Raw genomic sequence first — 25200 nt, 5'->3', positions numbered from 1 at the left:
GCGAGGGCTTCCGTTCATCTTGCGTTCATGATCACGCCTTCACTGCAGTGCGCGGGGCAGCAGCAAGGGTCTCGGCGCTGCAGCCATCCTTGTACTTGGCGAAATTGTCGTTGAACTGCTTCGCGAGCTTCTCGGCGGTGGCGTCGTAGGCTCCCTTGTCCTTCCAGGTGCTGCGTGCGTCGAGGATCTCCGCAGGCACATTGGGGCAGCTCACCGGGTAGCTCACGCCAAAGACCGGGTGCTCGGAGTATTCCACGCGGTCCAGTTCGCCACGGAGCGCAGCACCGATCATGGCGCGCGTGAACTTCAGCTTCATGCGCTCTCCGGTGCCGTAAGCGCCGCCGCTCCATCCGGTGTTCACCAGCCACACGCGGGCATCGTGCTGCTTCATCTTAGCGCCCAGCATGTCGGCGTACTTGGCCGGGTGCAGCGGGAGGAAGGCCTTGCCGAAACAGGCGCTGAAGGTGCTCTGCGGCTCAGTTACGCCCGCCTCGGTGCCCGCCACTTTCGCGGTGTAGCCGCTGATGAAGTGGTACATGGCCTGGCCAGGGGTGAGGCGGCTGATCGGCGGGAGCACGCCATAGGCATCGCAGGTCAGGAAGAAGATGTTCTTCGGATGCCCTCCTACGCTCGGCTCGGCGATGTTCGCGATGTGATGGATGGGGTAGCTGACGCGCGTGTTCTCCGTCTTGCTCTTGTCGGCGAAATCAACCGTGGAGGTGTCTTCGATGAAATTGATGTTCTCCAGGATCGCGCCGAACTTGATGGCATCCCAGATCTGGGGCTCCTTCTCCTTGCTCAGGTCGATGCACTTGGCGTAGCAACCGCCCTCGAAGTTGAACACGCCCTGTTCGCTCCAGCCGTGCTCGTCGTCGCCGATGAGCCTGCGCTCGGGGTCGGCGCTGAGGGTGGTCTTGCCGGTGCCGCTAAGGCCGAAGAACACTGCGGTATCACCATCGGCGCCGATGTTGGCGCTGCAGTGCATGCTCAGCACGCCGCGCTCTTGGGGCAGCACGTAGTTCAGCACCGTGAAAATGCCCTTCTTGATCTCGCCGGTGTAGCCGGTGCCGCCGATGAGGATCATCTTGCGGCTGAAATCGATCGCGGCGAAGTTGTGCTGGCGCACGCCATCGGCAGGGCCATTGGCCGTGAAGCCCGGAGCACAGATGATGCTCCATTCGGGCTGGAAGCCATCGAGCTCGGCTGCCGTGGGGCGCAGGAACATGTTGCCGGAGAACATGGCGCTATAGGGCATCTCGGCCACCACGCGCAGGTTGAGCCGGTATGCGGGATCGGCGCAGGCGTAGGCATCCTTCACGTACACGTCGCGGCCTTGCAGGTAGGCGGTGATCTTCTCGTGCAGCTTGTCGAAGGCTTCCGTCGAGAGCGGGATGTTGACATCGCCCCACCACACGGTGCCTTCCGTCTTGGCATCCTTCACGGTGAACTTGTCCTTTGGGCTGCGTCCGGTGAATTCGCCGGTGTCGATGGCCAGCGCCCCGGTGTCGGCCAGCACGCCCTGCCCATTCACGAGCACGTGCTCCACCAACTCGGCCGGCTCCAGGTTCCAGTAGATGTCGCCCACGCGATTCAGGCCGAGCTTCGAGAGATCGGCGTTGTTCGGCTTGTTACCGAAGTCGTTCATGTTCCTGCGATTTGGAATTGGGCGCCAAAAGTAGCGGGACGCACCCTGCAGGGACTAACGCTGGTCATGTTGCCTTAACGCGGTTATGAACAGTACGAGCCACGCTGCCATGAAGCAAAGGCCGCCCAGCGGAGTGACCGGTCCCAAGTAGGGGCCGATGCCATCCAAGCCGATCAACTCCCTCGTGCTCAAGAGGTACAGCGAGCCGCTGAAAAACACGATCCCTGCCATCAGCAGCCTAGCGATCCACCTGATTGGGGTGGCTGGCAATCGACCGGCGAAGGCCCCCAACACCAGCAATCCAATAGCATGGATGAAGTGGTACTGGACGGCCGTGGCCCATACAGCTTCCTGGTCGGGGCTCAGGTGCGGCTTCAATCCGTGTGCGCCGAAAGCCCCGAGGCCTACCGCTGCGGCCATGAGCAATGCCCCGACGGCGAACCAGTTGCTTCGCATGCGGCAAAGGTGCGCCATGAAGCAAGAAGCCCCTCTGCAGGTGCAGAGGGGCTTCCCGGAAAGGACTCGAGGACTACTTCTTCATGTTCTCCATCTCCTTCTCGAAGGTCTCCTTGAACTTCTCGTAGTCGTAGTCGATGCGCAGGCGCTCATCGTTGCTGAGGCGTTCGTTGTAGGCCGAGAGCAGTTCCTGGGCGCTGAGCTCGATGGCCACATAGGTCTTGTAGTTGCCGGTGGCGTTCACGCGCATCATCTTCTCGCAGATGGTCTTCACGCCGGTGAGCTGCTGATCGACCACTTCACGGGCAAGGGACTCGTAGCGCTCGCCGATCTCCTCACGGTTCTGCATCTCACGGCTGTTCACGTAGTTGTCGATCACCGCCTTCACTCGGGTGTTGATCGCGGCGGCCAGGTCGGCGCGGGCATTGCTCATCGCCTTCTTCTTGCTGGTGGCCTGATCCATGCTCTCGCCCAGGTTGTTGGCGCGGAACACCTTGTTGTCGGTGAAGAACTCAGGGCCGGAGCACGGGATGATGACCTCGGTCTCGCCGGTCGGGTCGGGCTTCACTTCGGCCTGCTTCTTCTTGCTCTTGCACGCGGTCATTCCGCCGGCGAGCAGGACGGCCGCGAAGGCCATGCTGAGGGTGCGGGTGGTCTTGGAGGTTTTCATGGTGTTTCGCCGATGCCCGGCGCGGCGTTGAGTGTGCTGATGAGATTCGTTTCGGTGGGACTTCGGTTTTGCTGATCGCGTGCCAAACTACATGAAGCGGGTCACTGGAAGGCGCTCAGGATGCCTGGCACCACCTCGCGACGCAGTTCCTGTCCGGCTTTCTTGTAGGCATCGAGGCTGGCTTTCTCCAAGCTGAGCTGGATGCCCTTCACGGATTGCTTCGCCCCTTGGAACACGATGTCCTGCGACTTGCGGTCCTGGAAAGTGTAGGTCATATCGAGGAAAGCCGTGGCGAATCCATTGGATTCACCTCCGGGCCGCGTAGCGCAATTCAGCTGGAGCAGGAGCTCAGCCTCGGTCTCACGGTCCACCAGGCGGAATCCGCTCCGCGTGAGCTCTTCGCGGAGGACCACGGCGATCCCGGCATCGCCTACGGCCGCGCCAAGGCTCGTTTCATTCGACCGCATGTGCACCCGCGGCATCCGCATGCTGATCGGGGCACGGGCCTCAGGGACCGTAAGGCTTCCCAAGAGCGCCTTCACGACTTCCGGTTCCAGGTCCTTGCTCACCAGGGCATCCATATCGGGCTTCACCACAAGATCGTTGCTGCCTTGGGCAATGGCCACGCGCTGAACGTCGATCCGCAAGCGCCCCTCGGAGTCGGTATTCTTCTGCTCGGCCACCGGACCGTCGAGACCGGCATACGTTATCCGAAGCGGCAATTGCGGCAGATCGCGCCCGAGCTTCCCTTCGGCGAAGGTGGCCGTGACCAAGACCTCGCGCCGGAAGCGGTTGGCGTATTCGAGCTCGCAACGTTCGGGCAACAGCGCCAAGCGTATCCCGGCGGTGAGCGCTTGCAAATGGCCGAACACCTCATTCGCGATCGGCACCTGCCTGCCATTCAGCTCCACCACATCGTTCTCGCCCCAATAGGCCTTCATGGCGATGAGCGCTCGCAAGTCCTGGTCGATGGCTGCTCGAAGGTCGCCACCAGCGAGGCTGGCGATCGCGCGCTGATGCAGGTCGACGGCCGTGCCGATGGCGGCGGACTTCCGCTGGGCCTTCAGGCGGGCATGATCGGCCTTCGAGAGGCGGTAATACACCCAATGCTCGGTGGGAGTGTCCCACGAATCCACCAGCTCATATCCTTCGAGCTGCTCCTGCGAGGTGGTCTTGATGGTGCTGGTGAAGGTCTCGTCGAAGCGGTTACGGCCGTCGGCCGTGAAAAGGATGCTGCTTCCCTCGACGCGCACGCTGATCTCTTGGGCCATCTGGTCCAATGCGCTCTTGCGGGCCGATTCCACGGCATCGGCCCTGGCCTTGCTGCCCAAGCCCACACCGATGTAATACGCACTGCTCACAGGCCGGCTGCGCACCCATTCGGGCCGGTCATCGGGCGGAGGCGGCGGCGCCTCCTGAGCGGTTTGCCCGCTCTTGCATGCCATCAGCGCGCAATATGCCACGAAGAGAAGCAGCCGGGTCATGGCAGGCGCTCGTTGAGTTCCTGCTGTATGGCCGCGGCCATCTGCACCGTGCCCTGGCGAACCAGTTCGCTGCCCAAGGTGGCCGACGACTTCACCTCGCGAGGCGCATTCAGCAGGTTGCGCAGGTCCCCGCGACGGTTGTTGCTGAGGTCGGCGGCTCCATTCAGGCTTGGGTAAAGGGCATCGCGGTTGCCCGTGTAGGTGGCGTAGTACATGTGGTCCTCACTCTCCCGATCGAAGGACTTGCTCATGAGCACTTCTCCCGTCTCGAGCGAAACGAGCCTGTAGTTCACGGCGATGCGCGCCTTGTTCTCCTGGTAGTGCTCCGTGTAGCTCACAGGCTTGTAGCGGGTCACGAAGTACTTCTCGCCCGTTTCCTTGTTCACCTGCTCCACACGGTACGCCTCGAAGCCGCTCTTGGTGCTCTGCCGCAGCTGGCCGGGCTCTTCGCGGTAATCGGTCACATCACCGATCAGCAGGGCCTGCGCGCCGATGAGGTTGCCCGCTCGGGTGGCCGTTTGCTCATCGACGATCCCGGTCAGGCTCAAGCGCTGCTCTTGCATGATGCGCTCCAGGTTCTCACGGTCAACCACCTTGAGGAAGGGGTCGCCCGACTCCGTGAGCGCGGTGATGGCCTGCCCCTGCAGGCGGGCAGCGATATCCTGTCGTTTGGAGGTGGTGGTGAACGGAAGCACGGCTATGGTGAACTGCCCTTTGGTGAGCGCCTCTTGGCGCAGTGCGCCGGCATCCTTATAGGCCGCATCGCGCTTCACCACTTGATCCAAGGACCCGTAAGCCTTGCGGAAAGCACCGGCGGCCAGGTCCGATTTCCCTGCGCGGTAAAGCGGCTCGAGGTAGGCGATGGACTGCAGGCTGGAGGCGTCCTTGTAATTCGGCTCCAAGCGCGCGATCCTGGCGAACACCTGCTCGGCTGCACGGTAATCCTCCTTGGCCATCAAGGCCTGGCCTTCGTTGTAGAGTTCCACGAGGTACTCGCCCTTCACGCGCTCGAAGTCGGTGCGGTAGTGATCAGGGATCTCGAGCACGACACCGAGGCGGCCCACGCGCTCCTGGTAGAGCTTGGCGTCGAGGTAGGCATTCACGGCATCGCCCTTCGCGGAACCCATGGCGGTGGCCTTGAAGAAGGCGCTGAGCTTGTCGTTGAGCAGTTGCTGCCCGGTCTTCTTCAACCCGATCTTGGCATCGATGTTCTTCTGATTGCGCTGCGCGCTCTGCTCGTACATGGCAGCCGCCTCCGCGTACAGGCCAGCCTCATCGAGCTTCGCTCCCTTCTTGGCAAAGGACTTCGATCCGGAACAACCCGCAGCAAGCAACGCTGTGGCCAACAAGGCTATGCCGAGTGAGGGTTTCATGATGAATGCCCTGATGCGCGAGGAGCCCGCTTTAGCGTGATTGGATGAACTCGTTCAGGTCGTCGATGCTGCTGCTGAAGGAGAAGGCGTCGTTCACCTTGTAGTAATTGCCGATGTCGTGCGTGCGGTCGTAGGCGAACTTGGCGAAATCGAGCTTGCTCTCCTCGAAGCTGAACACGCCCATGATGCCCTTCACCTGCTCGGTGGTGAAGCAACGATCACGACCGATCTGCTTGGCCAGGGTGAGCTTGGTCTCCTCGAAGCCCTTGCTCTCGATGCTCGTCTTCGCATCGGCGAACTCGGTTCCGCTCATGTGCATGGGGCAGCCCACGGGTCCGCTGTAGCCGGGCATGCGGTACGGCTCTTCCACGGGTGCGGGCTTCATGGCCGGTTTGCTGGCTGGTGCAACCGGATCGGCGGATACGGTGCCCGTGGTGGTGGTGGTCGTGGTGGTGCGCGTGGTGGTGGTGGTGCGCGTGGTCTGGTTGGTGGTGCCGTCGGTCACGCCCACATTCATGTTGATGCCCACCCCGTTGATGCCGATGCTCATGTTCACGTTCTCCCCGGTGCCCGTGCCGCCGCCTTCCTCCACCACGGTGACCGTGGTCGACTGCTGCACTCCGCCCACAGCCGCATCCTGCTGCACCGTGTTGGCGGGCCTCGCTTGCGCAGGCTTGTCCTCAACGAACTCAGTGGGCTTCGGCTTCACAGGCTCGGATCGAGCGGCCGTGCCCAATTCGGCTTCTCCCTGCGGACGGAATACGCGCTGGCCCTTCTTGTTGGTGGTGATCAGGATCGTGCTCTCCTTGCCCATGGTGAACCAGCCGCTCTGCTTCACCTCAGGAATCGACTGGTCCTCGAATTTCACGACGCAGAGGGGCGTCTCGTTGCGGATACCGGTGGCCACCACGCGTGAGGCGGGTGCGGCATTCTTCACGTCACCATCGATGATGAGGGTGAACTTGGCGCCATCGTCGGTGAAGAAGACCAGGTCGCAGGTCTGGGAGAAGGCCGCCACAGGGGCCATCAAGGCGGCGAGGAGAAGAGCGGAGAGCTTGCTCATGGGAAAGGGTGTTTTTCGGGTTCGCGAATGTAGTTCGTGACCGACGAAGGCAACGGGTATGCCACGAAGCGCTGATGAGGCTGACCACATGTAGGCAACGGGCGCTTCGCATCTTCGCGCCCTAGCCGACATGCGCAAGATCCTCATCCTCGGAGCGGGCCGCAGCGCCTCATCGCTCATCCATTACCTGATCACCCACGCCGACCAGCAGGAGTGGCGCATCACCGTGGCCGATAAGGATGCGGCTCAGGCCCAGCGCATGGTGCATGAAGGGCCCGCCGTGGCGCAAGGAACGGCGCTCGATGCCACGGATGCAGGAGCACGGGCCAGCCTCATCGCGCGGCACGACCTGATCATCAGCATGCTGCCCGCCTTCATGCACATGGATGTGCTGAAGGATTGCCTCGCGCTCGGCAAGCACGTGATCACGCCCAGCTATGTGCCCGATGCGCTCTGGCCGATGGATGCCGACTTCAAGGCGAAAGGGCTGCTCGTGCTCAACGAGATGGGCCTCGACCCGGGCATCGACCACATGAGCGCCATGCGGATCCTCGATCGCATCCGCGCGGAGGGCGGAAGGATGGAAGCCTTCGAGAGCCATTGCGGCGGATTGGTGGCGCCCGAGAGCGACGACAATCCATGGGGCTACAAATTCAGCTGGAACCCGCGCAACGTGATCCTGGCCGGGCAGGGCGGCGCGGCGAAGTACATCCGCGACGGGCAGGTGAAGTACATCCCCTACCACCGGCTCTTCACCGATACGGTGCGCATCAGCGTGGCCGACCTGGGCGATTTCGATGCCTACGCGAACCGCGATTCGCTCAAGTACCGCAAGGCCTACGGGCTCGAGGAGATCCCCACCCTGCTGCGCGGCACCCTGCGTAAGGCCGGCTACTGCGAAGCCTGGAACACCTTCGTGCAACTGGGCTGCACGGACGACAGCTACGCCATGGAGCTTCCCGAATCCGCCACCTACAACGACTACCTGGACTCCTTCCTTCCGCACGCTGCTGGACGCGACACACGGACCATGCTCACTGAAACGCTGGGCATCGACCCCCGAGGTGAAGTGATGGAGAAGCTGGATTGGCTCGAACTCTTCAGCAACAAGCCCATCGGCGCAGCGGGCCTATCACCAGCCGCCACCTTGCAGCGCCTGCTCGAAGAGAAGTGGAAGCTCGGCCCTGACGACAAGGACCTCGTGGTGATGTGGCACCGCTTCCGCTACAGCATCGAAGGGCAGCACCAGGAATTGCAGGCCTCGCTCGGCGTGATCGGGCAGGACCGAACGCACACGGCCATGGCGCGTACCGTAGGACTGCCCATCGCCATGGCGTGCAAGCTGGTGCTCAACGGAAAGCTCGAGGACCGCGGCGTCCTGCTGCCGCTGAAGCCCGCGATCTATGACCCGATCCTCAACGAGCTGGAGAAGCACGGCATCGTGTTCCGAGAGGAGGAAGTCGAGGTTTGATCAGCGATCGATCAAGTCGGCCACCAAGGCGCGCGCCTCGGGCGTGAAGGACTTCGGCCCTTCGCCTTCAACGGTCAGTTCCTCCTCTGCGCATGCACCGCGCATTCGTCGCAGCTCCAGCAGCACACGCTTCGGTGGCCGGTGCGCCACATACCGAAGCAGGCACCGTCGCGCAGGGAACAGTTCCAGCGCTGCGCTCAGCGCAACGAACTCCGCTTCGCGATCGGAAGGAATGATCACCGCGAAGTGCCCGGTTGGAGCAAGCGAATCACGCACGCAGCGAAGCAGTTCATCGAACGCGAGCTCCGCACCGTGCTTGGCCACACGTCCGCGTTCCTCGTTGGCTGGGGCAGTGCCGCTGTAGTACGGCGGATTGCACAGGATCAGGTCGAAGGGCGCATCGCTCTTCATGCGCCGCACATCCATGCGATGCACGCGGATGCGATCGGCCCATGGCGAAGCAGCGGCATTCTCGGCGGCCTGTGCAGCGGAGCCGTCATCGATCTCCACGGCATGCACTTGCGCTGAGGCATTGCGCTGTGCGGCGATCAGCGCCAGCACGCCGGTTCCCGTGCCGATGTCGAGGATCCGCTTCGCATCATCGTAGTCCACCCACGCGCCGAAGATCACCGCATCGGTGCCCACCTTCAGGGCGCAGCGGTCCTGGTGGATGGTGAACTGCTTGAACCGGAACACGCGGCGAAGATCCTACCTTGCCTCTTCGTGATGGACAAGAAAATCGTCAGCGGCAAACAGCCTGTGGTGCTGGAGCACCTGATGCATGAATCGCAGCGGAGGATCGCCTTGCGCTTCCCCTATGAAGCGTCGCTCATCGCGGCAGCCAAGAAGTCGGGAGCGAAATGGAGCAACACGCATCGGTGCTGGCACACACCCAACTCACCGGAGCATCTGCAAGCCATTTTCGCGGCATTCAAGGGCTTGGCGTGGGTGGACATGAACGGCCTGCGCAAGAAGCCCGATGCGTCAGCGTCGAATTCAAGCGTGAAGCCCACCAGCAAACCCGCCAGTGCAAAGAAGCCGATTCCCGCAACCGCACAAGCACCGAAAGCCGCACGGGGAGCGGGTTCCCTCACAAGTGTGCAAGAAGCCGCGCTGAACGCCATGCGCCGCAAGCTGGAGGTGGCACGCTACAGCCCGCGGAGCATCCAGGTTTACCTAGGCGCCGCCAGGCAGCTATTCCTGCACTTCACGAACAAGCATCCCAACGACATCCGCACGGAGGACATCGAAGCCTTCCAGCACCATCTGGCAACGGAACGAAAAGTGAGCAACAGCACACTGAACCAGGCGGTGAACGCCATCCGTTACTACTACATGAACGTGCTGGGCGATGCCAATCGGGTCACCTTCATCGAGCGGCCGCGCTCAGAGCGGAAACTGCCTACTGTGCTCAGCGAAGAAGAAGTAGCAGCGCTGCTCCGCAGCGTCGACAACTTGAAGCATCGGTGCATCCTCATGCTGATCTATTCATCTGGCCTGCGGCTAAGTGAGCTCATCGCCCTGGAACGGCGTGACCTCGCTGTGGAACGCGGGCAATTGGTTGTAAGGTGCGGCAAGGGCAACAAGGACCGCATCACCCTCCTGAGCCGGAAAGCACTGGCCATCGTGGATGAATACCTCATCCAGTACAAGCCCGAACGGCACCTGTTCGAAGGCCCTGATGGCGGGCCTTACTCACCACGAAGCGTGCAAGCCATCTTCCATCGTGCTCGAGAGAACGCCGGCATCACCAAGCCGGCCACCGTTCATACCCTTCGGCACAGCTTCGCCACCCACCTTTTGGAAAAGGGAACCGACCTGCGCTACATTCAGGCCCTGTTGGGGCACAGCTCCAGCAAGACCACAGAGATCTACACCCACGTAAGCACCAAAGCCCTTGGCAAGATCCGCAGCCCGCTCGATGACCTGGACCTGTGATTGTCCTATTGCGGAATACCAACCCAGGTGGAACGATATGCGCAATAAGAGCCTCCACACAAGTCTGGAAATATCCGCAATGCGGATATGATCAGTTAGCGGTCAGGCTCTGACGACACTCTACAACATAAACTTTGACAGTATGACAATTAAAAATAATACAGCATCGGTTAGACAAAAGGAGATAGTTTCCCAATATCTTCAAGAGCTTGACAAACATTTGACCGACCTTAAAAACGGAAAAGCTGAGAAGACTTTCGAAATAAAGGATTTAGCGGAGTTGTTGTTTGTAAGTCCTAAGCATTTAAGCAACACTATTCAGGAAGTATTGGGAAAATCTCCCTGTGATATTTATGAAGAACGGCTTATGGTAATTTCTAAAGAACTTTTGCTCACAACTAACAACACAATTTCACATATCGCACAGACACTGACTTTCGACCCTTCCAACTTCACCAAATTTTTCAAAAGTTATGAAGGCAAAACTCCTAAACAGTTTCGTGAGCTAAATTCAAGAACTGAACTTCACACCAAATAATAGGAACTTCTCACCATAACAAGACCATCCTTTATTTGCAACTTTGCATCAACAAATGCAAAAAGATTATGGCAAAGAAAATATTAATTACAGGTGCAAGTGGTGGGTTTGGAAAATTAACCGTATTGACACTATTACAAAAAGGGCATCAGGTAGCTGCTTCAATGCGTGACATTCACGGTAAAAACAAAAACGTTGCTGACGAACTGAGGAAAGCAGGTGCGAAAATCATCGAGATTGATGTTACAGATGACACAAGCGTAAACAACGGAGTACAAAAAGCTATTACAGACCTTGATGGCTTGGATGTTTTGATAAACAATGCGGGCTTGGGTGTTCTTGGAATGCAGGAGTTCTTTACCCCTGCTGATTTTCAAAAAGTATTTGACATCAATGTCTTTGGCGTTCAGCGAATGAACAGGGCTGTGGTTCCCTACTTCCGTGAAAAGAAGGACGGTTTGATTGTTTATACTTCAAGCTTGCTTGGCAGAATAGCCTTGCCATTTTACGGAGCTTATCAGGCTTCAAAATGGGCATTGGAAGCTCTAGCAGAAAATTACAGGGTAGAACTTTCTGGTTTCGGAATTGAAAATTGCATTGTAGAGCCGGGAGGATACCCAACTTCATTTAACGAAAATCTAATAAAGCCAAGCGACAAAAGTAGAGAAGCCGCTTATGGCGATTTTGCAAAAGTGCCTGAAATAGCACTTCAAAATTTTGAGAATGTTTTAAAGAACAATCCGCAACAAGACCCTCAAAAAGTGGCAGACGCTTATGCCGAACTTCTTGAAAAACCCAAAGGCGAAAAACCATTCCGTAAGGCAGTTGATTTTATTGGTATGGCAGAACATATCCAAAAATATAATGAACACCACGAGCAAATAATGACAGGACTTTACACAAATTTGGAACACAAGGAATGCTGAGTGTAAAGAAATAAGTCAACGTGAAATATTTTCAGGACAAAGGTTAATACTTCGGTATTGACCTTTTGGCATTAGCAAAAGCCCGAACCGCTAACAAGGTATTTGCAAAAGCACGGCTGACGGAAGTAATTGAACAGTTGTGCATCTATCAACTTTTGTGCTTATATTTAGCTGACGTTTTTCAAATACCGTGCCTTCGCAAATACCCAAAACGTTATATGCCATTTTAAGGAATGAGAAAATTAATCATCATATCATCCATAATTTTTTTTGTTATGGTCGGACTGTATTTTCTTCGACTATTGCTTTTTAATCCATTTGACTTTGGTCCATGTGATGGAAATGGACCGGCAAATGGTGAGAGAAAATACTACCACGACAATGGCAAACTACGAACAATAGGCACGGTTAAAGACTGCCTTTGGGACGGTTTAGTAAAAACTTTTTACACCACAGGAGAACTTGAAAGTATTGCAAACTATAAAGCTGGACAACGACATGGTTTGACAGAATATTTTACAAAAGATAGTATCAAGTGGCGACAAGAGAATTTTGTTGACGGCAATTTAATTGACTTCCAAGTAACAGACCTGTCTGACAATTCAGTTTTCAGTTTCAAAAATGACACCCTACGATTGCTGACTGCGGGAAAAACTAATTCTGTTCTATTTAACAAGCCAAGGACAATGTCTGGTTACGACGAACCATTCACAAGTTTACATAATGGCAAACTTTTAATCCGTGGCGACCAAGACTTTTATGTAATGGACAGACAATTAAAAATAGAGATGAATCTACGCGACACTTTGCTCAAATATATACCAACAGCTTATAATGAAAAAACTGACTTTAGTGGTAATAGACACACTTTCCTTTGGCATAGAAGAATTTCGGGAGACACGCTGAGAGTAAAGGTCTTCTATGACGGAAACGAGCATCAATCAAACCACAAAATATGGGAAAGGACTTATCTACTAAACAAATAAAACCGCACATAACACGGGTTTTGCGTTAGTGGGCGGACAGTGCGAATAGAAACATTTGAGCAATTAATAAACGTTGGTGCTGGCAGACAGTTTTCGGTTTCAAAAGCCCACCAACGCAAAGCCCGAAACCGTTAGCGGTAATTCAAAAATGCAAGCAAGTCTCTGGAAAATCTGGATAGCGGCCACGTTAGGTTTGTCCTGCTCCTATACTGGAACAGAGCCGACTGCTCTAGCTCTTACCACCCTTGACCCGGACAGAGCCTGCCTCCATCGTTTAAGTGTTTCTGATCCAAACATTTTCAAGGAACTTTCATCAGCTGATGACATGCTTCAAAACCCTGTGGGATTTGACTTTCTCGCCGGAGCGGAATACCAAGACAGCGTTGAATACTACAATCGTTACGCGGCGTATCATATTTTGAAAGGGAACCTCTCGGTCGCAACGTCTGCACTCTTGCGGGCGTGCTTTCTAGATTCGACCGTGGCCTACTCCTTCTACAACTTAGGTATAGCTGAGCTAAAAACTCAGAATCATCTTAATGCGCTATCGGCAACAGATATTGCTGAAAGACTTTGTCCCAATGACTTCCATACGCTGGCTAATAAAGGATTCATCCTATTAGAGCTAGAGCGCAATGCCGAGAGCGTTGAGTATTGCACTAGAGCCTTCCAGATGGATTCCCTCAACCGGCGGAACATTGGGAACTTGATCCATGGGCATTTCCGCTCAGGTAACAAAGAACTAGGTGATCATTATCTCCAGTACATGGAAGAAAACCTACTGCTGACGGAGGATGATCAAGTGTCCTTTGAAAGGTTTAAAGAAAGGAACAACTACCGCTAACATGCTCTTGCCGCAAGCCGCCCTCGTCCCGGTGACAACTCCCGTTGAAGCGATGAACACTTCGTCCAGGAACAAGATCACGAAAGGCGGCCTGCGGCAAGCGCAGGCCCGTTATGGGTCAGCGGCGAAAAAATACGCCAAACACAAAGCCCTCGCACTGAAAAATACAACAGAACCCGGCCCGGCTGAGAACCCAGAAAAGGGCGGCTGAAGGCCGCGAAGAGGCTACTTGAAGCTATCCTCCCCATATTTCGAGAAGTAATAAAAGACGCTGTTAGTAGCTATTTCCAGAGAAATCTTGAACATTTCTTCCTCTTCCCATTGCTCAACCTTGAAAAAGAAAGACCCTCGATTGAATTTACCATCCTCGACATGAAGGTAAATCTTGTTCAGCTTACCGAACATCGCAATCGTTACGACTCTGTCTATGATGCTAGAGTCATCAGCAAAATCACACCCATCCCCAAAACAGACGAAAGGGAATATCGTCTCATGCAGCAGGGCCGTCCTAAACCCGATGACATTCTTTCCGAGGCGCTCGATAGCGTTACCCTTTGCTTGCTTCGGCTTACCTTCTAGTTCACGCAAGTCATTAGTCCCTTGGTTTTTCTTCTCCGCTATTAGAATCGGTCGCAACTCCCCATTCTTATCCTTCAGGCTTAGTATTCCTCCGTCGGGTCGCATAGAGGAGATGGAGTGATAGAAGTGGAACTCAACCTCAGGAAAGTGCTCCTTAAGCGATTCGACTACATCTTGTAGCAACCACTGCGATTCATACTCCAACTCAATGCCGGGAAACTTCTGGCTAAGAGCTTCTACCACACGCGCTATGGCCCTAGCCAACTGCTTCTCCTGCTTCTTCGAGATGGTGTTGATGACAGTGTTTGCGCGCTGCTTTCTCAGATCGTCCTTCTTGCTCATTGTTCACTGGCTCTTCTCCAGCAAGAATAGGTATTCCGTCACATACTGTTCTCGTGAGTTCAGGTTGCGGCTACCGCGATAGGTATTGTAGCGCGTCTCCAGCGTGGACAGCTTGCCAAATTTCTCAAGCCCAGCAACAAACTCATCCTTCTTGATGAACCCCTCGCTGTTGTATGAGATCAGAAAGAAGCGGGCATTCAGATTCGCAATGATGGAGAACAGGGCGGGCTTGGCGCTTTGCGGCTTGTTGAAGGGACTTCGGTTCCAGTCGTCAGGTATCCCACTGACTCGACTGTATGATGCCGGGGGCTTATAGTTGGCAATAAGGTTCAGCATGAAGTAGTTCGACCCATAGGGGTGTTGGTTGTAGGGCGGATCCATATACACGAGGTCGAAAGGCTCGGTGTGTTTCTGGCTGAACGCTACGGCATCCTCTTGGGTAATGGTTATCCCAGTCTCGTGGTTGGAAAGTGTTGGCAATGCAATATCAATATCGCCAAGTATGCGCACCAACGCATTCGCGCCTTCTCCGCCGAAAGCACCAATCCCCTGTCGGTTCTTATAGAACCCCTTGAACACGCCCGCCGTGTTGTTGTGGATGGATGCTTTCACGATAAGCGGCCCTAGGTAGAACTTTTGCAAGTGCTGCGGGATGCGCTCAATGTGTTGCCGCGCCGTGTCGATGAATTCGGCATTCCTGCGCGTATAGAAAACACGTTCGCCCTCTTTGACGTTTGAGTCGTCCTCGGGTGCGTATAGCTCGGCAATGAATCCGCGCCTCCAGTCGCTGGCTATCTCGTTGTCTAACCACTTCAGGTAATGGCGCAATTCTTCGCGGTCAACCTCTGACCTGTTCGTTAGGTAACAGGCGTTCACTATTGAGGTGTAGTCCTCTAGGTCGTTGCAGGCAATCGACTCGGCATGCATCTTCATAAAGCGCGACACCACGCCACTACCCGCGAACAGGTCAAGGAAGGATAGATGCTCCTTGCCGAGTCTATCTTTCACAATCTCGACACCCTTCCCAATGAAGGGCAAGAGGCTTCTCTTGTTGCCGAGGTAGGTAATCAACTCCCCCTCAAGGTACGCCTGATTCTCAGCAGGCTTTGAGTCAATCGTTAGCTGCATGTAGTTCCATTCTTCTGTCGCGTTTCCTGTCAAGCCCCTCATTGACAAGTCTAATCATCTTCACCGCTTCCGCTTCTCGAAACTTCTCAACGAGCCAACGCTCGCATGTGGAAATCCAATGCAGCGCAAGGGTGCCCACTGCGCCTAACCTTCAAAGCCCCAATGCGAACAGCCGGGCCGGGTTCTGAGTCCCGCTTGACCACTGACAGCAAGCCACTACCTTGCAGCAATGGGCGGGACCAAATGCGGAAGACGCCGCCGACCCATAACAGCACCTTGCCGCAACGCCTCCCAACGCACCAAATAGCCAACGCACAAAAGGCGCTGCGGCAAGCTGCGGACCGTTGAACGCCAATGCGCGCGGAGCCGCGCATCAGCGTTCAACAGCGAATGACCACCGCATTTAGGCAGCACGTGCGCGCCTATTGCTCGCCTTCCGTACTCAGCCTTTGTTCAGCTCAATCAGGCCCGGCGGCGTGCGCACCAGCAGCACGTTCTCTTCCGGATCCACGCCCAGGATCATCTCGTCCGTGACCGGGATGAGGACCTCCTCCTCGCCGTGCAGCACCACGAGCACGGGGTTCTTCTCCGTGCCTTCGATGGCCGTGACGATGCCCAGCTCGCCATGCTCCTCGTCGCGCACGAGCATATCGATGAACTCCTCGGGGTCCCAGCTCTCGTCGCTGCCATCGGCGAGGAGGCCGGGCGGCGCGTAGAGGTCGCGCCCCACGACGATCTGCGCGCTTTGCGGGTCGTTGAAGTCGTCGAACTTCACGAGCACCTCATTGCCTTTCTCATGCAGCCTACTGAATGCGAAGGGGACCTTCTGGCCCTCGATATCGACGAAGAGTGAGCCTGCGTGAACCAGATCCTCCGGATCGACGTCGTCCAAGTGCACGATGAGCTCCCCTTGATGCCCCCAAGGCTTCCCGATACGGCCGATCCGATGCAGGCTATCGAGGTCCATGGGGTGAAGGTAGCCGAGGGCCGCACTCAACGCGCAGCCTGGGTGACCTTGCCGCCCGGGGTACGGTGACCGCCGGGATAGAAGGCGCCCAGATTGACTCGCGCGCGCCGAACGAAGGAATCGAGGGTATCGCCATCGCGCAGCGCGCGCAGCACCAGCTCGGCCGTGGCCTCGGCATCGTTGCCCGCGCGGTGATGCTTGAGCGGGATGCCATGGCGGTCGCACAGGGCCTTCAGGTTGTAGGTGGAGTGCCCGGGCCAGACACGCCGCGCCATGGAGACCGAGCAGAAGTACCGGAAGCTCGGATGCTGCAGGCCTTGACTGGCCAAGGTGGCGCGCAGCACGCCCATGTCGAAGGCCGCATTGTGCGCCACCACCGTCGCGCCGAGCAGCAGCGCATGCACCTCTTCCCAGATCTCCTCCCAACGCGGCGCCTCGGCCACATCGTCGGGGCGGATGCCATGCACGGCCACGTTCCATGGGCTGAAGTACGGCCACTGCGGCGGCTTGATGAGCCAGTTGCGCACCTCGCGCACCACGCCGCCGCGCACGATCGCGATGCCCAGCTCGCAGGGGCTGTCGGCGGCGGTGGTGGCCGTCTCGAAGTCGAGGGCGAGGAAGTCCATGGAGCCGCGAATGTAGCGGGCGAAGACCACGGCCCAGCCATCGTGATTCTCCATGCTGTGGCGATATTTTCGCCATCTCGTGGCGATTTTCCACCCTGCGGGCTACATTCGCGGGGCGCTGCCCGCATGAGCGCATCATCATGAAAGCCAGGAACCTCAGGCATTACGTCGATACCGCGATGAAGGACACCCCGGTGGTGCTGCTGAACGGCGCGCGGCAGACGGGAAAGACCACCTTGGTGAAGGACATCGCGGAGCGGAGGAAGACGGTCTACGTGACCCTCGACGACCATGCCGACCTTGATGCCGCGCTGAACGACCCGGCGGGCTTCATCGCGGGCCTCGGCCCCTACGCGGTGATCGACGAGGTGCAGAACGCGCCGAACATCTTCCGCGCCATCAAGGCCTCGGTGGACCGCGACCGGCGGCCTGGGCGCTTCCTGCTGACTGGCAGCGCCAATGTGCTGGTGCTGCCCAAGCTGGGCGACTCGCTGGCCGGCCGCATGGAGATCATCACCCTGTACCCGATGGCGCAGGACGAACTGGCCGGGCGCAAGAGCGGCTTCATCGATGCGGCCTTCGGCAAGCGGTTGCCGGTGAAAACGCCAACGCACCACGACCGCACGAAGCTGGCGCGCAAAGTGTTCGCGGGAGGCTACCCTGAAGTGATGGGCCGCGCCGACAGCGCGCGCCGCAACGCATGGTTCAAGGCCTACGTCACCGGCATCCTGCAGCGCGACGTGCGCGACATCAGCAACATCGCCGATCTCACCGCCATGCCTAAACTGCTGGCGCAGCTGGCCATGCGCAGCAGCGGCCTCATGAACGCAGCGGACATCAGCCGGAGCATCGATGCGCCGCACAGCACCCTGCGCCGCTACCTCGCGCTGCTGGAGGCCACCTTCCTGAACGTGCCCTTGCGCCCATGGACGGCCAACCGGGCCAATCGACTGGTGAAAGCGGAGAAGATCCATCTCTCGGACAGCGGCTTCGCGGCGCACCTCTGCGGGGTCAACTCGGCGGGCGACCTGGCCAAGAGCGAGCGCTTCGGACCATTGCTGGAGACCTTCGTGGTGAATGAGCTGCGCAAGATGGCGGGCTGGAGCAGGACCACCGCTGAAGCCTACCACTTCCGCAACGAGAAGGCACGCGAGGTGGACGTGGTGCTGGAGGACAGCGCGGGCCGCATCGTGGGCATCGAGGTGAAGGCCTCGGCGAGCATCGGGCACAGCGACCTCGCTGGCATGAAGCAATTGCGCGAAGCGGCCGGCAGCAAGTGGGTGCGCGGCATCGTGCTGCACTCGGGGCCGGGAATCACCGGCTTCGAGAAGGACCTGCACGCCGTGCCCATGGCCGCGCTGTGGGAATGGTAGGTGGCGAGATTTTCGCCACGCCGTGGCGAATTTCCGCCAACCTCCTGATCACAGCTTCACCACCTCCGCATCGGCCAGCGCGCGGTAGAGCTTCTTCTCCGTGGCCTCGCTGATGTTCACCAGCGGCAGCCGCATGGTGTCGCCGCAGATGCCGAGCTCCTTGAGCACGTACTTGATGCCGCCGGGGTTCCCTTCGGTGAAGAGCAGGTCGATGACCTCGATCAGGCGCAGGTGCTCCTGGCGCGCGGCCGCCAGATCGCCCTTGAGCGCGGCGTTCACCAATCCGCTGAATTCCTGCGGCAGCGCATTGCCCACCACGCTGATCACTCCCGCCCCGCCCATGGCGATGATGGGAAGCGTGAGCGCATCATCGCCGCTGATCAGCATGAAGTCCTTCGGCTTGTGCTTAAGGATGCGGCCCATCTGGTCGAGGTTGGCGCTGGCCTCCTTGATGGCGATGATGTTGGCGAAGTCCTTGGCGAGCCTGACGGTGGTCTCGGCGGTGATGTTGCTGCCGGTGCGGCCGGGCACGTTGTAGAGGATGATCGGCCGCAGCGCCACTTGCGCGATGGCCTTGTAGTGCTGGTAGATGCCCTCCTGCGTGGGCTTGTTATAGTATGGGCTCACGCTGAGGATGGCATCCACGCCATCCATCTCGAAGGCTCCCAGCGCCTCCACGACCTCGGCGGTATTGTTGCCGCCCGCGCCCAGCACGACGGGCACGCGGTTGCGCACGAAGCCGATGGTCTCCGCGAGCAGCTGCTTCTTCTCGGCCTTGGTTAGCGTGACGCTCTCTCCCGTGGTGCCCATGGAGACCACGTAGTCAACGCCACCGGCGATCTGGTGCTCAATGAGCTTCTCCAGCCCGGCGTAATCGATCTGCCCATTGTCGCGGAAGGGCGTCACCATCGCGACGCCCAGGCCCTTGAATCTTTCGTCCATGCTTGTTTCGCCGATCGGCGTATTCAGTTCAGTGAAGGCTCCGGCTTGCTGTTCACCATGAGCAGGTAATGATGCACTTGCTGGATGAGCTGCGGCAGGCTGCGCGATCCTGCCATGTCGATCATCATGTCATGGATTTTCTTGTTGCTCTCGCTCCACCGGCCCACTTTGAAGCGCGCTCGGCTCTTGGCCAGGATGTACTGGATGGGCAGGCGGTCCTCCAAGGTGAGGTCGATGATGATCTCGTATTCCTCGGCCATGAAGTTCTGCACCGTGTTGCCCTGCGGGATGCGGTACCAGTTGAGGTCCTTCAGGCAGATGGCCTCGAAGTTGAGCTTGGCGTGCAGGAAGTGCGGCATCACCTTCTGATCGGAGTAGCCAAGGGCCATGATATTGCTGAGGCCGAGCTCCTCCTTCAGCCGCTTCACGTAGTTGCGCACCTGGTTGTGGGCGGCCTCATCCTCCACCACGTACACGATGGCCACCTTACGCGACAGCGCGATGTTGCGGGCGATGGGCTTGCGGTCCTGCGGAAGCTCGCGCAGGAGCTTGCGGATGCCCATCCATTCCTTGATGCGGTCGAGCAGCTTCATCCTTCGATCATCCGCGTGAGTTCGTCCTCATCGATCACCGGCACCTTCAGTTCCTCGGCCTTCGCGCGCTTGGCGGGCCCCATGCCCTCGCCGGCCAGCACGTAGCTGGTCTTGCTGCTGATGGAGCCGGACACCTTGCCGCCGTTGCGCTCGATGGCCTCCTTGATGCCGTCGCGGCTGAAGTTGCGGAAAACACCCGACACCACGATGGAGAGCCCTTTCAGCTTGTCGCTGGCCGGGCCATCGTCTGCGTCCTGCTCCATGCGCAAACCATGCTGGGCGAGCCTTTCGACGATGCGCCGATTGCCTGGAACCCCGAAGAAGTCGATGATGCTCTCGGCGATCACCTCTCCCACTTCCCCGATGCCTAGCAGCTCTTCCTTGCCCATGGCCATGAGGCGTTCCATGCTTGTGGCGCCGCGCGCGATCTTCTTCGCAACGGTCTCGCCCACGTGCCGGATGCCCAATGCGAATAGCACGCGCTCGAAGGGAACCTGCTTGCTCTTCTCCAGGCCCGCGATCACCCTCTCCGCGCTCTTCTCCTTCCATCCCTTGCCCAAGGCCAGGATGCGCTCCGCGGTCAGCTCATAGAGGTCGGCCACATCGCGGATGAGGCCGGCATCGTGGAACTCCTGCACCGTCTCCGCGCCCAAGCCGTCGATGTCCATGGCGCGGCGCGATACGAAGTGCTCGATGCGGCGGGTGATCTGCGGCGGGCATCCGTGCTCATTGGGGCAGTAGTGCTGCGCTTCGCCGTCGAGGCGGATGAGGGCCGTGCCGCATTCCGGGCATTGATGCGGGAATCGGACCCGATGAGCGCCATGCACGCGCTTCGCCAGCTCCACGCCCACCACTTGCGGGATGATCTCGCCGGCCTTCTCCACGCGCACCATGTCACCCTGATGAAGGTCGAGGCGATCGAGCTGGTCGGCGTTGAAGAGCGATGCGCGCTTCACGGTGGTGCCCGCGAGCTGCACGGGATCCAGTTCAGCCACCGGTGTCACCGCCCCTGTGCGGCCCACTTGGAAGGCGACTCCGAGCAGCTTTGTGACGGCCTGCTCCGGGGCGTACTTGTAGGCCATGGCCCAGCGCGGGCTCTTGGCGGTGAGGCCCAGCTCTTCCTGCACATCGAGGTCGTCGACCTTCACCACCACGCCATCGATGATCATCTCCAGCTCATTGCGGTGCTGGCCCCAATGATCGATGAAGGCCATGATGCCCGCCGCATCGTTCGCCCGCTCGATGAATCGCCGCGCGGGGTCGGGCGTCTTGAATCCCCATTGCTGCGCGCGCATCAGGTTGTCGAAGTGGCTGCGGGTGGGGAGCGCTTCGCCCTGCAGGCTGTACATGAAGCTATCGAGCCCGCGCTTGGCCACCTCTTTGGGGTCCTGCTGCTTGAGCGTGCCGGCAGCTGTATTGCGCGGATTCGCGTAGAGCTCTTCTCCTTCCCGCTCGCGCTTCGCGTTGAGCATGTCGAATCGCTTCTTCGTGAAGATCACCTCGCCCCTGGCCTCGAACTCCTCAGGCCAGCCATCACCTTGCAATCGCAAGGGGATGCTGCGGATGGTGCGCACATTGGCGGTGATGTCCTCCCCTTTCTCTCCATCTCCGCGCGTGACCCCCCGCACGAGCTCGCCATTCCTGTAGCTCAGGCTGATGGCCACGCCATCGTACTTCAGCTCCATGCTGTATCGCGTGGGGCCGATGGCCTTCTCCACGCGCGCCACGAACTCCTCCACTTCCTCGCGTGAATAGGTGTTCCCGAGCGAGAGCATCGGGTACCGGTGCGGCACCGTGGGAAAGCCCTTGGTGATATCGCCGCCCACGCGCTGGGTGGGGCTGTTGGGCGATGCGAGGTCGGGGAACCCGGACTCCAGCGCCTCCAGCTCCTTGAGCATGCGATCGAACTCGGCGTCGCTGATGACCGGTGCCGCCACCACGTAATAGAGATGGTTGTGCCTTTCGAGCTCACGGCTCAATTCGGCGATGCGCTGCTCGGCACTATTCCGGTCCATTCCCCTTCTCCTTTCGCTTGAAGATGCCTTTCACGAGAACGCCCAAACGTAGGCCGACCTTGCCGTACCACGTCCAATCGCTCAGCATGACCGTGGCCGAACGGTCGGCAGCGAGCACATGCCGGTAGCCCGCGCCCGCACCGATGAATAGCCAGCGGAGAATGCTGTAGTCAGCGTGCAGTGTGGCCTCTATGGGTACCAATTCATTCACGGCATACGGCACGAGGCGGTTGTCCGTGCCGAGGTATGAGCGGCGGTAATTGCCCAAGCCGACCGAGACCGGCACACCGACCTGCCAACGGCGCGAATCAACCAGCAAGCGCTCGTAGCTCAAAGCCACGAAATCGAAATCGGTGTGGTGCTCCCGGACACCGACGCCTTCGATGGGGACGGCTGACTGCACGTAATCGTCGCCAAGTCCATAGAAGCCGATGCCGAGCAGGTCCTTGCCGCGCTGAGCGCCGATCCGGAGTCCGTAGAAGCGCACCTGCTCGGCATTCACATTGGTGTTCCTGTAATCGAAATTGAAAGTCACGCGGAATGCCGCCTTCGTCTTGGCCGGGGCAGGCTGCTGTGCCCGTGCGCCCTCAGCCATGGCCAATAGAAGAACGAACAGGACGAGCCCTAACGCACGCATCGGATGAAGCGTTCGTTGCCGCTCATGTCGCTCAGCGCATCCACTTGGCTGAATCCGATCGAGCGGAGCGCCGAAGCGGCCAAGGCCGCGTGCCGGTAATGCGCCTCGAACCAGAGTCGGCCGCCGTTGCGCAGCGCACGCGCTGCAGAGTGCCCGATGGCCCGGTAGAAGGCAAGAGGATCGCCTTCTGGCGCGAACAGGGCTATATAAGGCTCGCGCGCGCGCACGCGTGCGAGGAGCGAACCCGCCTCTTCCAGCGGGATGTAGGGCGGATTGCTCACCACCAGATCAAGGCCGCCCGGCAACTCGAAGCCTTCGCTGAGGGCATCGTCCAACTGCCAGGCCACATCGAGGCCGAGTGATTCGCCATTCGAGCGGGCCACGGCAAGGGCGGCCACGCTCACGTCGATTCCGATGATCCGTGCCGCAGGGAACCGCTGCTTCAGCGCGAGCGCGATGCAGCCGCTGCCCGTTCCGACATCAGCGATGCCGGTCGGGCTGAAGCCGTCGTGCGCGATCAGCTCAACCAACTCCTCGGTCTCGGGCCGGGGGATGAGCACATCGGGCGTGACGCTGATCTCGAGTCCATGGAAGCGCACTTTGCCCAGGATGTGCTGCAAGGGCTCACCCGCGCGAAGCCGCTTGAGCGGCAGGTACACCTTCAGCAGATCCGATTCGTGCAGCGATTCGAGCTTGCGTGATTCGAGCTGCGCGGCATCCCAACCGAGCTTCTCGTGGAACACGGCGCGCGCGATGGCCCTCACCTCGCCCGCTTCATAAAGCGGTGAGAGCTGCTCCCGGTACTGATCGAGCACGGAACCCACGCGATTGCTGCTGCTGCGGATGCCCATGGCGCCAAAAGTAGAGGGGCGGCAGGGCCTCGGAACGGATCATCCACCTTTGCGCCGCTTTGACGGGAACGCACGAGCATTGGATGCGCCGCTGCCTGCAATTGGCGCGGCTGGGAGCGGACAGCGCCGCGCCCAACCCGATGGTGGGCGCTGTGCTGGTGCATGAAGGCCGGGTGCTCGCTGAAGGATGGCACAAGTCGCCGGGCACGGCTCACGCGGAGCGGGCCTGCCTCGGATCCTGCGGCAGCAGCGAAGTGCCTCCCGATGCGGTGATGTACGTGAACCTCGAGCCTTGCGCGCACCACGGGCGCACGCCGCCCTGCGCCGACCTATTGATCGCACGTGGGGTGAAGCGCGTGGTGATCGCGCATCTCGACCCTTTCGCGGAAGTGAATGGAAAAGGCGTCGCTCGGTTGATCGCCGCAGGCACCGGAGTCCTTGATGGCATCCTGGCGGAAGAAGCGCGCTGGTTGAACCGGCGGTTCATCACCTCCATGGTGAAGGGCAGGCCTTACATCATCCTGAAGTGGGCGCAGAGCCCAGATGGCTTCATCGATCAGCACCCTCGCGCCGAACGTGCCGTGCAGCGCATCTCCTCAGCGGAGACCGATGTGCTCGTGCACCGATGGCGCGCCGAGGAGCAAGCGATCCTGGTGGGCAGCCGCACCGTGGTGAATGATGACCCGCGACTGGATGCCCGTCACGTGCAAGGCCGTTCGCCGCTTCGCGTGGTGATCGATCGGAGCAACCGCATCCCGGAAGGGTCGCGCGTGTTCGACGGCCTGCACCCCACATTGCTGCTGACCGGGCAAGAACGCCGTGGCGTGAATGCGGAGCAGGCCATCATCAGTGCGTCGGAGGACCCGCTTCAACGAGTCCTTTCGGAGCTGCACCAGCGAGCCGTGCGATCAGTGCTGGTGGAAGGCGGTGCCGAGCTGCACGCCCGCTTCATCGCTTCCGGCTTGTGGGATGAAGCGCGCGTGATCACTGGCTCACGGACCATCGGCAACGGGAACCGCGCTCCTCGGCTCACCGGTCAGGCCATGCGCTCACTCGATCACGGACCGGACCGGATCGGCCTTTTCATCAATGAATCGCAGCAAGCGCTGCCTTCCGAAACATGGCACTGGTGACGATCACCGCGCTCTGGATGGCGCTGCTGCTGATCTGCTTCAAGGTGTTCGGCAAGCGCGAAGTGCCGTTGCTGCCGGCCATCGTGATCAACTACTTCACGGCCTGCGCATGGGGAGCAGCCATCACCAAGCCATGGGCCATCGGTCTTCCCACTGTGCTGATCCCACCGGCGACCTTCCTCGGCGCGCTGTTCATCGCGCTCTTCTACCTCACTGCGCAAAGCGCTCTGCGCGCCGGCGTGGCGGCCACTTCGGTGGCGAGCAAGATGAGCCTCGTGCTCACGGTCCTGTTCGCCGTGGCCTTCTTCGGAGAGCGGCCCGCACCGCTCGGATGGGCCGGCATCGGCCTCGCTCTTGTGGCCGTGCCCGTAGCGTCGTATGCCCGCGGTGCTCCCGGAGCGCGCGGCGAATGGCTTCTGCCTGCGATGCTGTTCCTGGGCAACGCCGCCATCGACATCACGATCAACGCCGTTCAACGGCAGTTGCTCACGCAGGAGACCGAACCGCTCTTCCCCACGCTCGTCTTCGCGGTGGCGGGCGCTATCGGCATCATCGCGCTGATCGCGCGCAGCGAGATGAGCTCGCTGCTCCAGCCCAAAGCGATCATTGGCGGCCTCATC

Annotated in this window: 26 protein-coding genes; 9 read left to right on the top strand and 17 right to left on the bottom strand. The window is 59.3% G+C overall.

What is annotated here, in order from left to right; genetic code table 11:
- Positions 1-31 precede the first annotated feature (31 nt).
- From pckA to IPK70_12135, 6 genes are all read right to left on the bottom strand, one after another.
- A complete protein-coding gene (gene pckA / locus IPK70_12160) occupies positions 32-1645 on the bottom strand; it encodes a phosphoenolpyruvate carboxykinase (ATP) (protein MBK8227912.1) in 1614 nt (537 codons plus the stop codon).
- Between the two features lie 54 nt (positions 1646-1699).
- Entirely contained in the window at positions 1700-2101 is a 402-nt protein-coding gene (locus IPK70_12155) for a DUF423 domain-containing protein (protein MBK8227911.1), read from the bottom strand.
- A 73-nt stretch (positions 2102-2174) separates the two neighbouring features.
- A complete protein-coding gene (locus IPK70_12150; GenBank protein ID MBK8227910.1) occupies positions 2175-2771 on the bottom strand; it encodes an LPP20 family lipoprotein in 597 nt (198 codons plus the stop codon).
- A gap of 101 nt (positions 2772-2872) precedes the next feature.
- Entirely contained in the window at positions 2873-4255 is a 1383-nt protein-coding gene (locus IPK70_12145) for an LPP20 family lipoprotein (GenBank protein MBK8227909.1), read from the bottom strand.
- Positions 4252-5628, bottom strand: coding sequence for a hypothetical protein (locus tag IPK70_12140; GenBank protein MBK8227908.1), 1377 nt, complete (start codon positions 5626-5628; stop codon positions 4252-4254). Before IPK70_12140 ends, IPK70_12145 begins: the two co-directional genes overlap by 4 nt.
- 31 nt (positions 5629-5659) lie before the next feature.
- Positions 5660-6691, bottom strand: a complete 1032-nt coding sequence (locus IPK70_12135; GenBank protein ID MBK8227907.1) for a DUF4476 domain-containing protein — start codon at positions 6689-6691, stop codon at positions 5660-5662.
- Positions 6692-6821: 130 nt separating this feature from the next.
- Here IPK70_12135 and IPK70_12130 point away from each other — a divergent pair, with 130 nt between their 5' ends.
- Positions 6822-8162 (top strand): saccharopine dehydrogenase NADP-binding domain-containing protein, encoded by a 1341-nt coding sequence (locus IPK70_12130; protein MBK8227906.1) that lies wholly within the window; start codon positions 6822-6824, stop codon positions 8160-8162.
- Here IPK70_12130 and IPK70_12125 read toward each other — a convergent pair whose 3' ends face one another.
- A complete protein-coding gene (locus IPK70_12125) occupies positions 8163-8858 on the bottom strand; it encodes a methyltransferase (GenBank protein MBK8227905.1) in 696 nt (231 codons plus the stop codon). It abuts the gene before it with no gap.
- A 30-nt stretch (positions 8859-8888) separates the two neighbouring features.
- On the opposite strand from IPK70_12125, the gene IPK70_12120 reads away from it, so the two are divergent.
- The 6 genes from IPK70_12120 to IPK70_12095 all read left to right on the top strand — a co-directional run bounded on the left by IPK70_12120 (position 8889) and on the right by IPK70_12095 (position 13605).
- On the top strand, positions 8889-10100 hold the full coding sequence (locus IPK70_12120; protein MBK8227904.1) for a tyrosine-type recombinase/integrase: 1212 nt from the start codon (positions 8889-8891) through the stop codon (positions 10098-10100).
- Between the two features lie 142 nt (positions 10101-10242).
- The gene (locus IPK70_12115) at positions 10243-10638 is read left to right on the top strand and encodes a helix-turn-helix transcriptional regulator (GenBank protein ID MBK8227903.1); all 396 of its coding nucleotides are present in this window, start codon (positions 10243-10245) and stop codon (positions 10636-10638) included.
- 68 nt (positions 10639-10706) lie between these two features.
- The gene (locus tag IPK70_12110) at positions 10707-11564 is read left to right on the top strand and encodes an SDR family oxidoreductase (GenBank protein MBK8227902.1); all 858 of its coding nucleotides are present in this window, start codon (positions 10707-10709) and stop codon (positions 11562-11564) included.
- A gap of 275 nt (positions 11565-11839) precedes the next feature.
- Positions 11840-12550 carry a hypothetical protein gene (locus IPK70_12105; protein ID MBK8227901.1) on the top strand — a complete coding sequence of 237 codons (711 nt, stop codon included), beginning with the start codon at positions 11840-11842 and terminating at the stop codon, positions 12548-12550.
- 76 nt (positions 12551-12626) lie between these two features.
- On the top strand, positions 12627-13394 hold the full coding sequence (locus IPK70_12100; GenBank protein ID MBK8227900.1) for a hypothetical protein: 768 nt from the start codon (positions 12627-12629) through the stop codon (positions 13392-13394).
- A gap of 1 nt (position 13395) precedes the next feature.
- Positions 13396-13605: a hypothetical protein gene (locus tag IPK70_12095; protein ID MBK8227899.1), complete on the top strand. Its 210-nt coding sequence runs from the start codon at positions 13396-13398 to the stop codon at positions 13603-13605.
- 14 nt (positions 13606-13619) lie between these two features.
- On the opposite strand, the gene IPK70_12090 is transcribed toward IPK70_12095, so the two are convergent.
- From IPK70_12090 to IPK70_12075, 4 genes are all read right to left on the bottom strand, one after another.
- Positions 13620-14315, bottom strand: coding sequence for a restriction endonuclease (locus tag IPK70_12090; protein MBK8227898.1), 696 nt, complete (start codon positions 14313-14315; stop codon positions 13620-13622).
- A 3-nt stretch (positions 14316-14318) separates the two neighbouring features.
- A complete protein-coding gene (locus tag IPK70_12085; protein MBK8227897.1) occupies positions 14319-15443 on the bottom strand; it encodes a DNA adenine methylase in 1125 nt (374 codons plus the stop codon).
- 442 nt (positions 15444-15885) lie between these two features.
- The gene (rimM, locus tag IPK70_12080) at positions 15886-16410 is read right to left on the bottom strand and encodes a 16S rRNA processing protein RimM (GenBank protein MBK8227896.1); all 525 of its coding nucleotides are present in this window, start codon (positions 16408-16410) and stop codon (positions 15886-15888) included.
- Positions 16411-16436: 26 nt separating this feature from the next.
- On the bottom strand, positions 16437-17090 hold the full coding sequence (locus tag IPK70_12075; protein ID MBK8227895.1) for a 3'-5' exonuclease: 654 nt from the start codon (positions 17088-17090) through the stop codon (positions 16437-16439).
- Positions 17091-17176: 86 nt separating this feature from the next.
- On the opposite strand from IPK70_12075, the gene IPK70_12070 reads away from it, so the two are divergent.
- Positions 17177-18409: an ATP-binding protein gene (locus IPK70_12070; GenBank protein ID MBK8227894.1), complete on the top strand. Its 1233-nt coding sequence runs from the start codon at positions 17177-17179 to the stop codon at positions 18407-18409.
- 48 nt (positions 18410-18457) lie between these two features.
- Here the strand turns inward: IPK70_12070 and IPK70_12065 are convergent, their stop codons facing one another.
- The 5 genes from IPK70_12065 to prmC are packed head-to-tail and all read right to left on the bottom strand — an operon-like array spanning position 18458 to position 23447.
- Positions 18458-19351, bottom strand: a complete 894-nt coding sequence (locus tag IPK70_12065; protein ID MBK8227893.1) for a 4-hydroxy-tetrahydrodipicolinate synthase — start codon at positions 19349-19351, stop codon at positions 18458-18460.
- Positions 19352-19374: 23 nt separating this feature from the next.
- The gene (locus IPK70_12060) at positions 19375-19944 is read right to left on the bottom strand and encodes a hypothetical protein (GenBank protein ID MBK8227892.1); all 570 of its coding nucleotides are present in this window, start codon (positions 19942-19944) and stop codon (positions 19375-19377) included.
- The gene (gene ligA / locus IPK70_12055; GenBank protein ID MBK8227891.1) at positions 19941-21959 is read right to left on the bottom strand and encodes an NAD-dependent DNA ligase LigA; all 2019 of its coding nucleotides are present in this window, start codon (positions 21957-21959) and stop codon (positions 19941-19943) included. Before ligA ends, IPK70_12060 begins: the two co-directional genes overlap by 4 nt.
- Entirely contained in the window at positions 21946-22596 is a 651-nt protein-coding gene (locus tag IPK70_12050) for a hypothetical protein (protein ID MBK8227890.1), read from the bottom strand. The genes ligA and IPK70_12050 overlap by 14 nt, the downstream gene beginning before the upstream one ends.
- Positions 22584-23447: a peptide chain release factor N(5)-glutamine methyltransferase gene (gene prmC, locus IPK70_12045; GenBank protein MBK8227889.1), complete on the bottom strand. Its 864-nt coding sequence runs from the start codon at positions 23445-23447 to the stop codon at positions 22584-22586. Before prmC ends, IPK70_12050 begins: the two co-directional genes overlap by 13 nt.
- A gap of 83 nt (positions 23448-23530) precedes the next feature.
- On the opposite strand from prmC, the gene ribD reads away from it, so the two are divergent.
- Positions 23531-24580 carry a bifunctional diaminohydroxyphosphoribosylaminopyrimidine deaminase/5-amino-6-(5-phosphoribosylamino)uracil reductase RibD gene (gene ribD, locus IPK70_12040; GenBank protein MBK8227888.1) on the top strand — a complete coding sequence of 350 codons (1050 nt, stop codon included), beginning with the start codon at positions 23531-23533 and terminating at the stop codon, positions 24578-24580.
- Positions 24581-25052: 472 nt separating this feature from the next.
- Here the strand turns inward: ribD and IPK70_12035 are convergent, their stop codons facing one another.
- Complete coding sequence (locus IPK70_12035; protein ID MBK8227887.1) at positions 25053-25199, bottom strand: hypothetical protein; 147 nt, start codon at positions 25197-25199, stop codon at positions 25053-25055.
- Position 25200 lies beyond the last annotated feature (1 nt).

The organism is Flavobacteriales bacterium, assembly GCA_016712535.1.
GTDB lineage: Bacteria > Bacteroidota > Bacteroidia > Flavobacteriales_F > PHOS-HE28 > PHOS-HE28.
Note: the sequence above shows the minus strand (reverse complement) of the source record. Positions and strands in the feature narration are given on the sequence as shown.

Bases quoted from the DNA above. Each gene is read 5' to 3' on its own strand.
- pckA (MBK8227912.1), bottom strand. From the start codon at position 1,645: ATGAACGACTTCGGTAACAAGCCGAACAACGCCGATCTCTCGAAGCTC.
- IPK70_12155 (MBK8227911.1), bottom strand. From the start codon at position 2,101: ATGCGAAGCAACTGGTTCGCCGTCGGGGCATTGCTCATGGCCGCAGCG.
- IPK70_12150 (MBK8227910.1), bottom strand. From the start codon at position 2,771: ATGAAAACCTCCAAGACCACCCGCACCCTCAGCATGGCCTTCGCGGCC.
- IPK70_12145 (MBK8227909.1), bottom strand. From the start codon at position 4,255: ATGACCCGGCTGCTTCTCTTCGTGGCATATTGCGCGCTGATGGCATGC.
- IPK70_12140 (MBK8227908.1), bottom strand. From the start codon at position 5,628: ATGAAACCCTCACTCGGCATAGCCTTGTTGGCCACAGCGTTGCTTGCT.
- IPK70_12135 (MBK8227907.1), bottom strand. From the start codon at position 6,691: ATGAGCAAGCTCTCCGCTCTTCTCCTCGCCGCCTTGATGGCCCCTGTG.
- IPK70_12130 (MBK8227906.1), top strand. From the start codon at position 6,822: ATGCGCAAGATCCTCATCCTCGGAGCGGGCCGCAGCGCCTCATCGCTC.
- IPK70_12120 (MBK8227904.1), top strand. From the start codon at position 8,889: ATGGACAAGAAAATCGTCAGCGGCAAACAGCCTGTGGTGCTGGAGCAC.
- IPK70_12115 (MBK8227903.1), top strand. From the start codon at position 10,243: ATGACAATTAAAAATAATACAGCATCGGTTAGACAAAAGGAGATAGTT.
- IPK70_12110 (MBK8227902.1), top strand. From the start codon at position 10,707: ATGGCAAAGAAAATATTAATTACAGGTGCAAGTGGTGGGTTTGGAAAA.
- IPK70_12105 (MBK8227901.1), top strand. From the start codon at position 11,840: ATGGTCGGACTGTATTTTCTTCGACTATTGCTTTTTAATCCATTTGAC.
- IPK70_12095 (MBK8227899.1), top strand. From the start codon at position 13,396: ATGCTCTTGCCGCAAGCCGCCCTCGTCCCGGTGACAACTCCCGTTGAA.
- IPK70_12090 (MBK8227898.1), bottom strand. From the start codon at position 14,315: ATGAGCAAGAAGGACGATCTGAGAAAGCAGCGCGCAAACACTGTCATC.
- IPK70_12085 (MBK8227897.1), bottom strand. From the start codon at position 15,443: ATGCAGCTAACGATTGACTCAAAGCCTGCTGAGAATCAGGCGTACCTT.
- rimM (MBK8227896.1), bottom strand. From the start codon at position 16,410: ATGGACCTCGATAGCCTGCATCGGATCGGCCGTATCGGGAAGCCTTGG.
- IPK70_12075 (MBK8227895.1), bottom strand. From the start codon at position 17,090: ATGGAGAATCACGATGGCTGGGCCGTGGTCTTCGCCCGCTACATTCGC.
- IPK70_12070 (MBK8227894.1), top strand. From the start codon at position 17,177: ATGAAAGCCAGGAACCTCAGGCATTACGTCGATACCGCGATGAAGGAC.
- IPK70_12065 (MBK8227893.1), bottom strand. From the start codon at position 19,351: ATGGACGAAAGATTCAAGGGCCTGGGCGTCGCGATGGTGACGCCCTTC.
- IPK70_12060 (MBK8227892.1), bottom strand. From the start codon at position 19,944: ATGAAGCTGCTCGACCGCATCAAGGAATGGATGGGCATCCGCAAGCTC.
- ligA (MBK8227891.1), bottom strand. From the start codon at position 21,959: ATGGACCGGAATAGTGCCGAGCAGCGCATCGCCGAATTGAGCCGTGAG.
- IPK70_12050 (MBK8227890.1), bottom strand. From the start codon at position 22,596: ATGCGTGCGTTAGGGCTCGTCCTGTTCGTTCTTCTATTGGCCATGGCT.
- prmC (MBK8227889.1), bottom strand. From the start codon at position 23,447: ATGGGCATCCGCAGCAGCAGCAATCGCGTGGGTTCCGTGCTCGATCAG.
- ribD (MBK8227888.1), top strand. From the start codon at position 23,531: ATGCGCCGCTGCCTGCAATTGGCGCGGCTGGGAGCGGACAGCGCCGCG.
- IPK70_12035 (MBK8227887.1), bottom strand. From the start codon at position 25,199: ATGAGGCCGCCAATGATCGCTTTGGGCTGGAGCAGCGAGCTCATCTCG.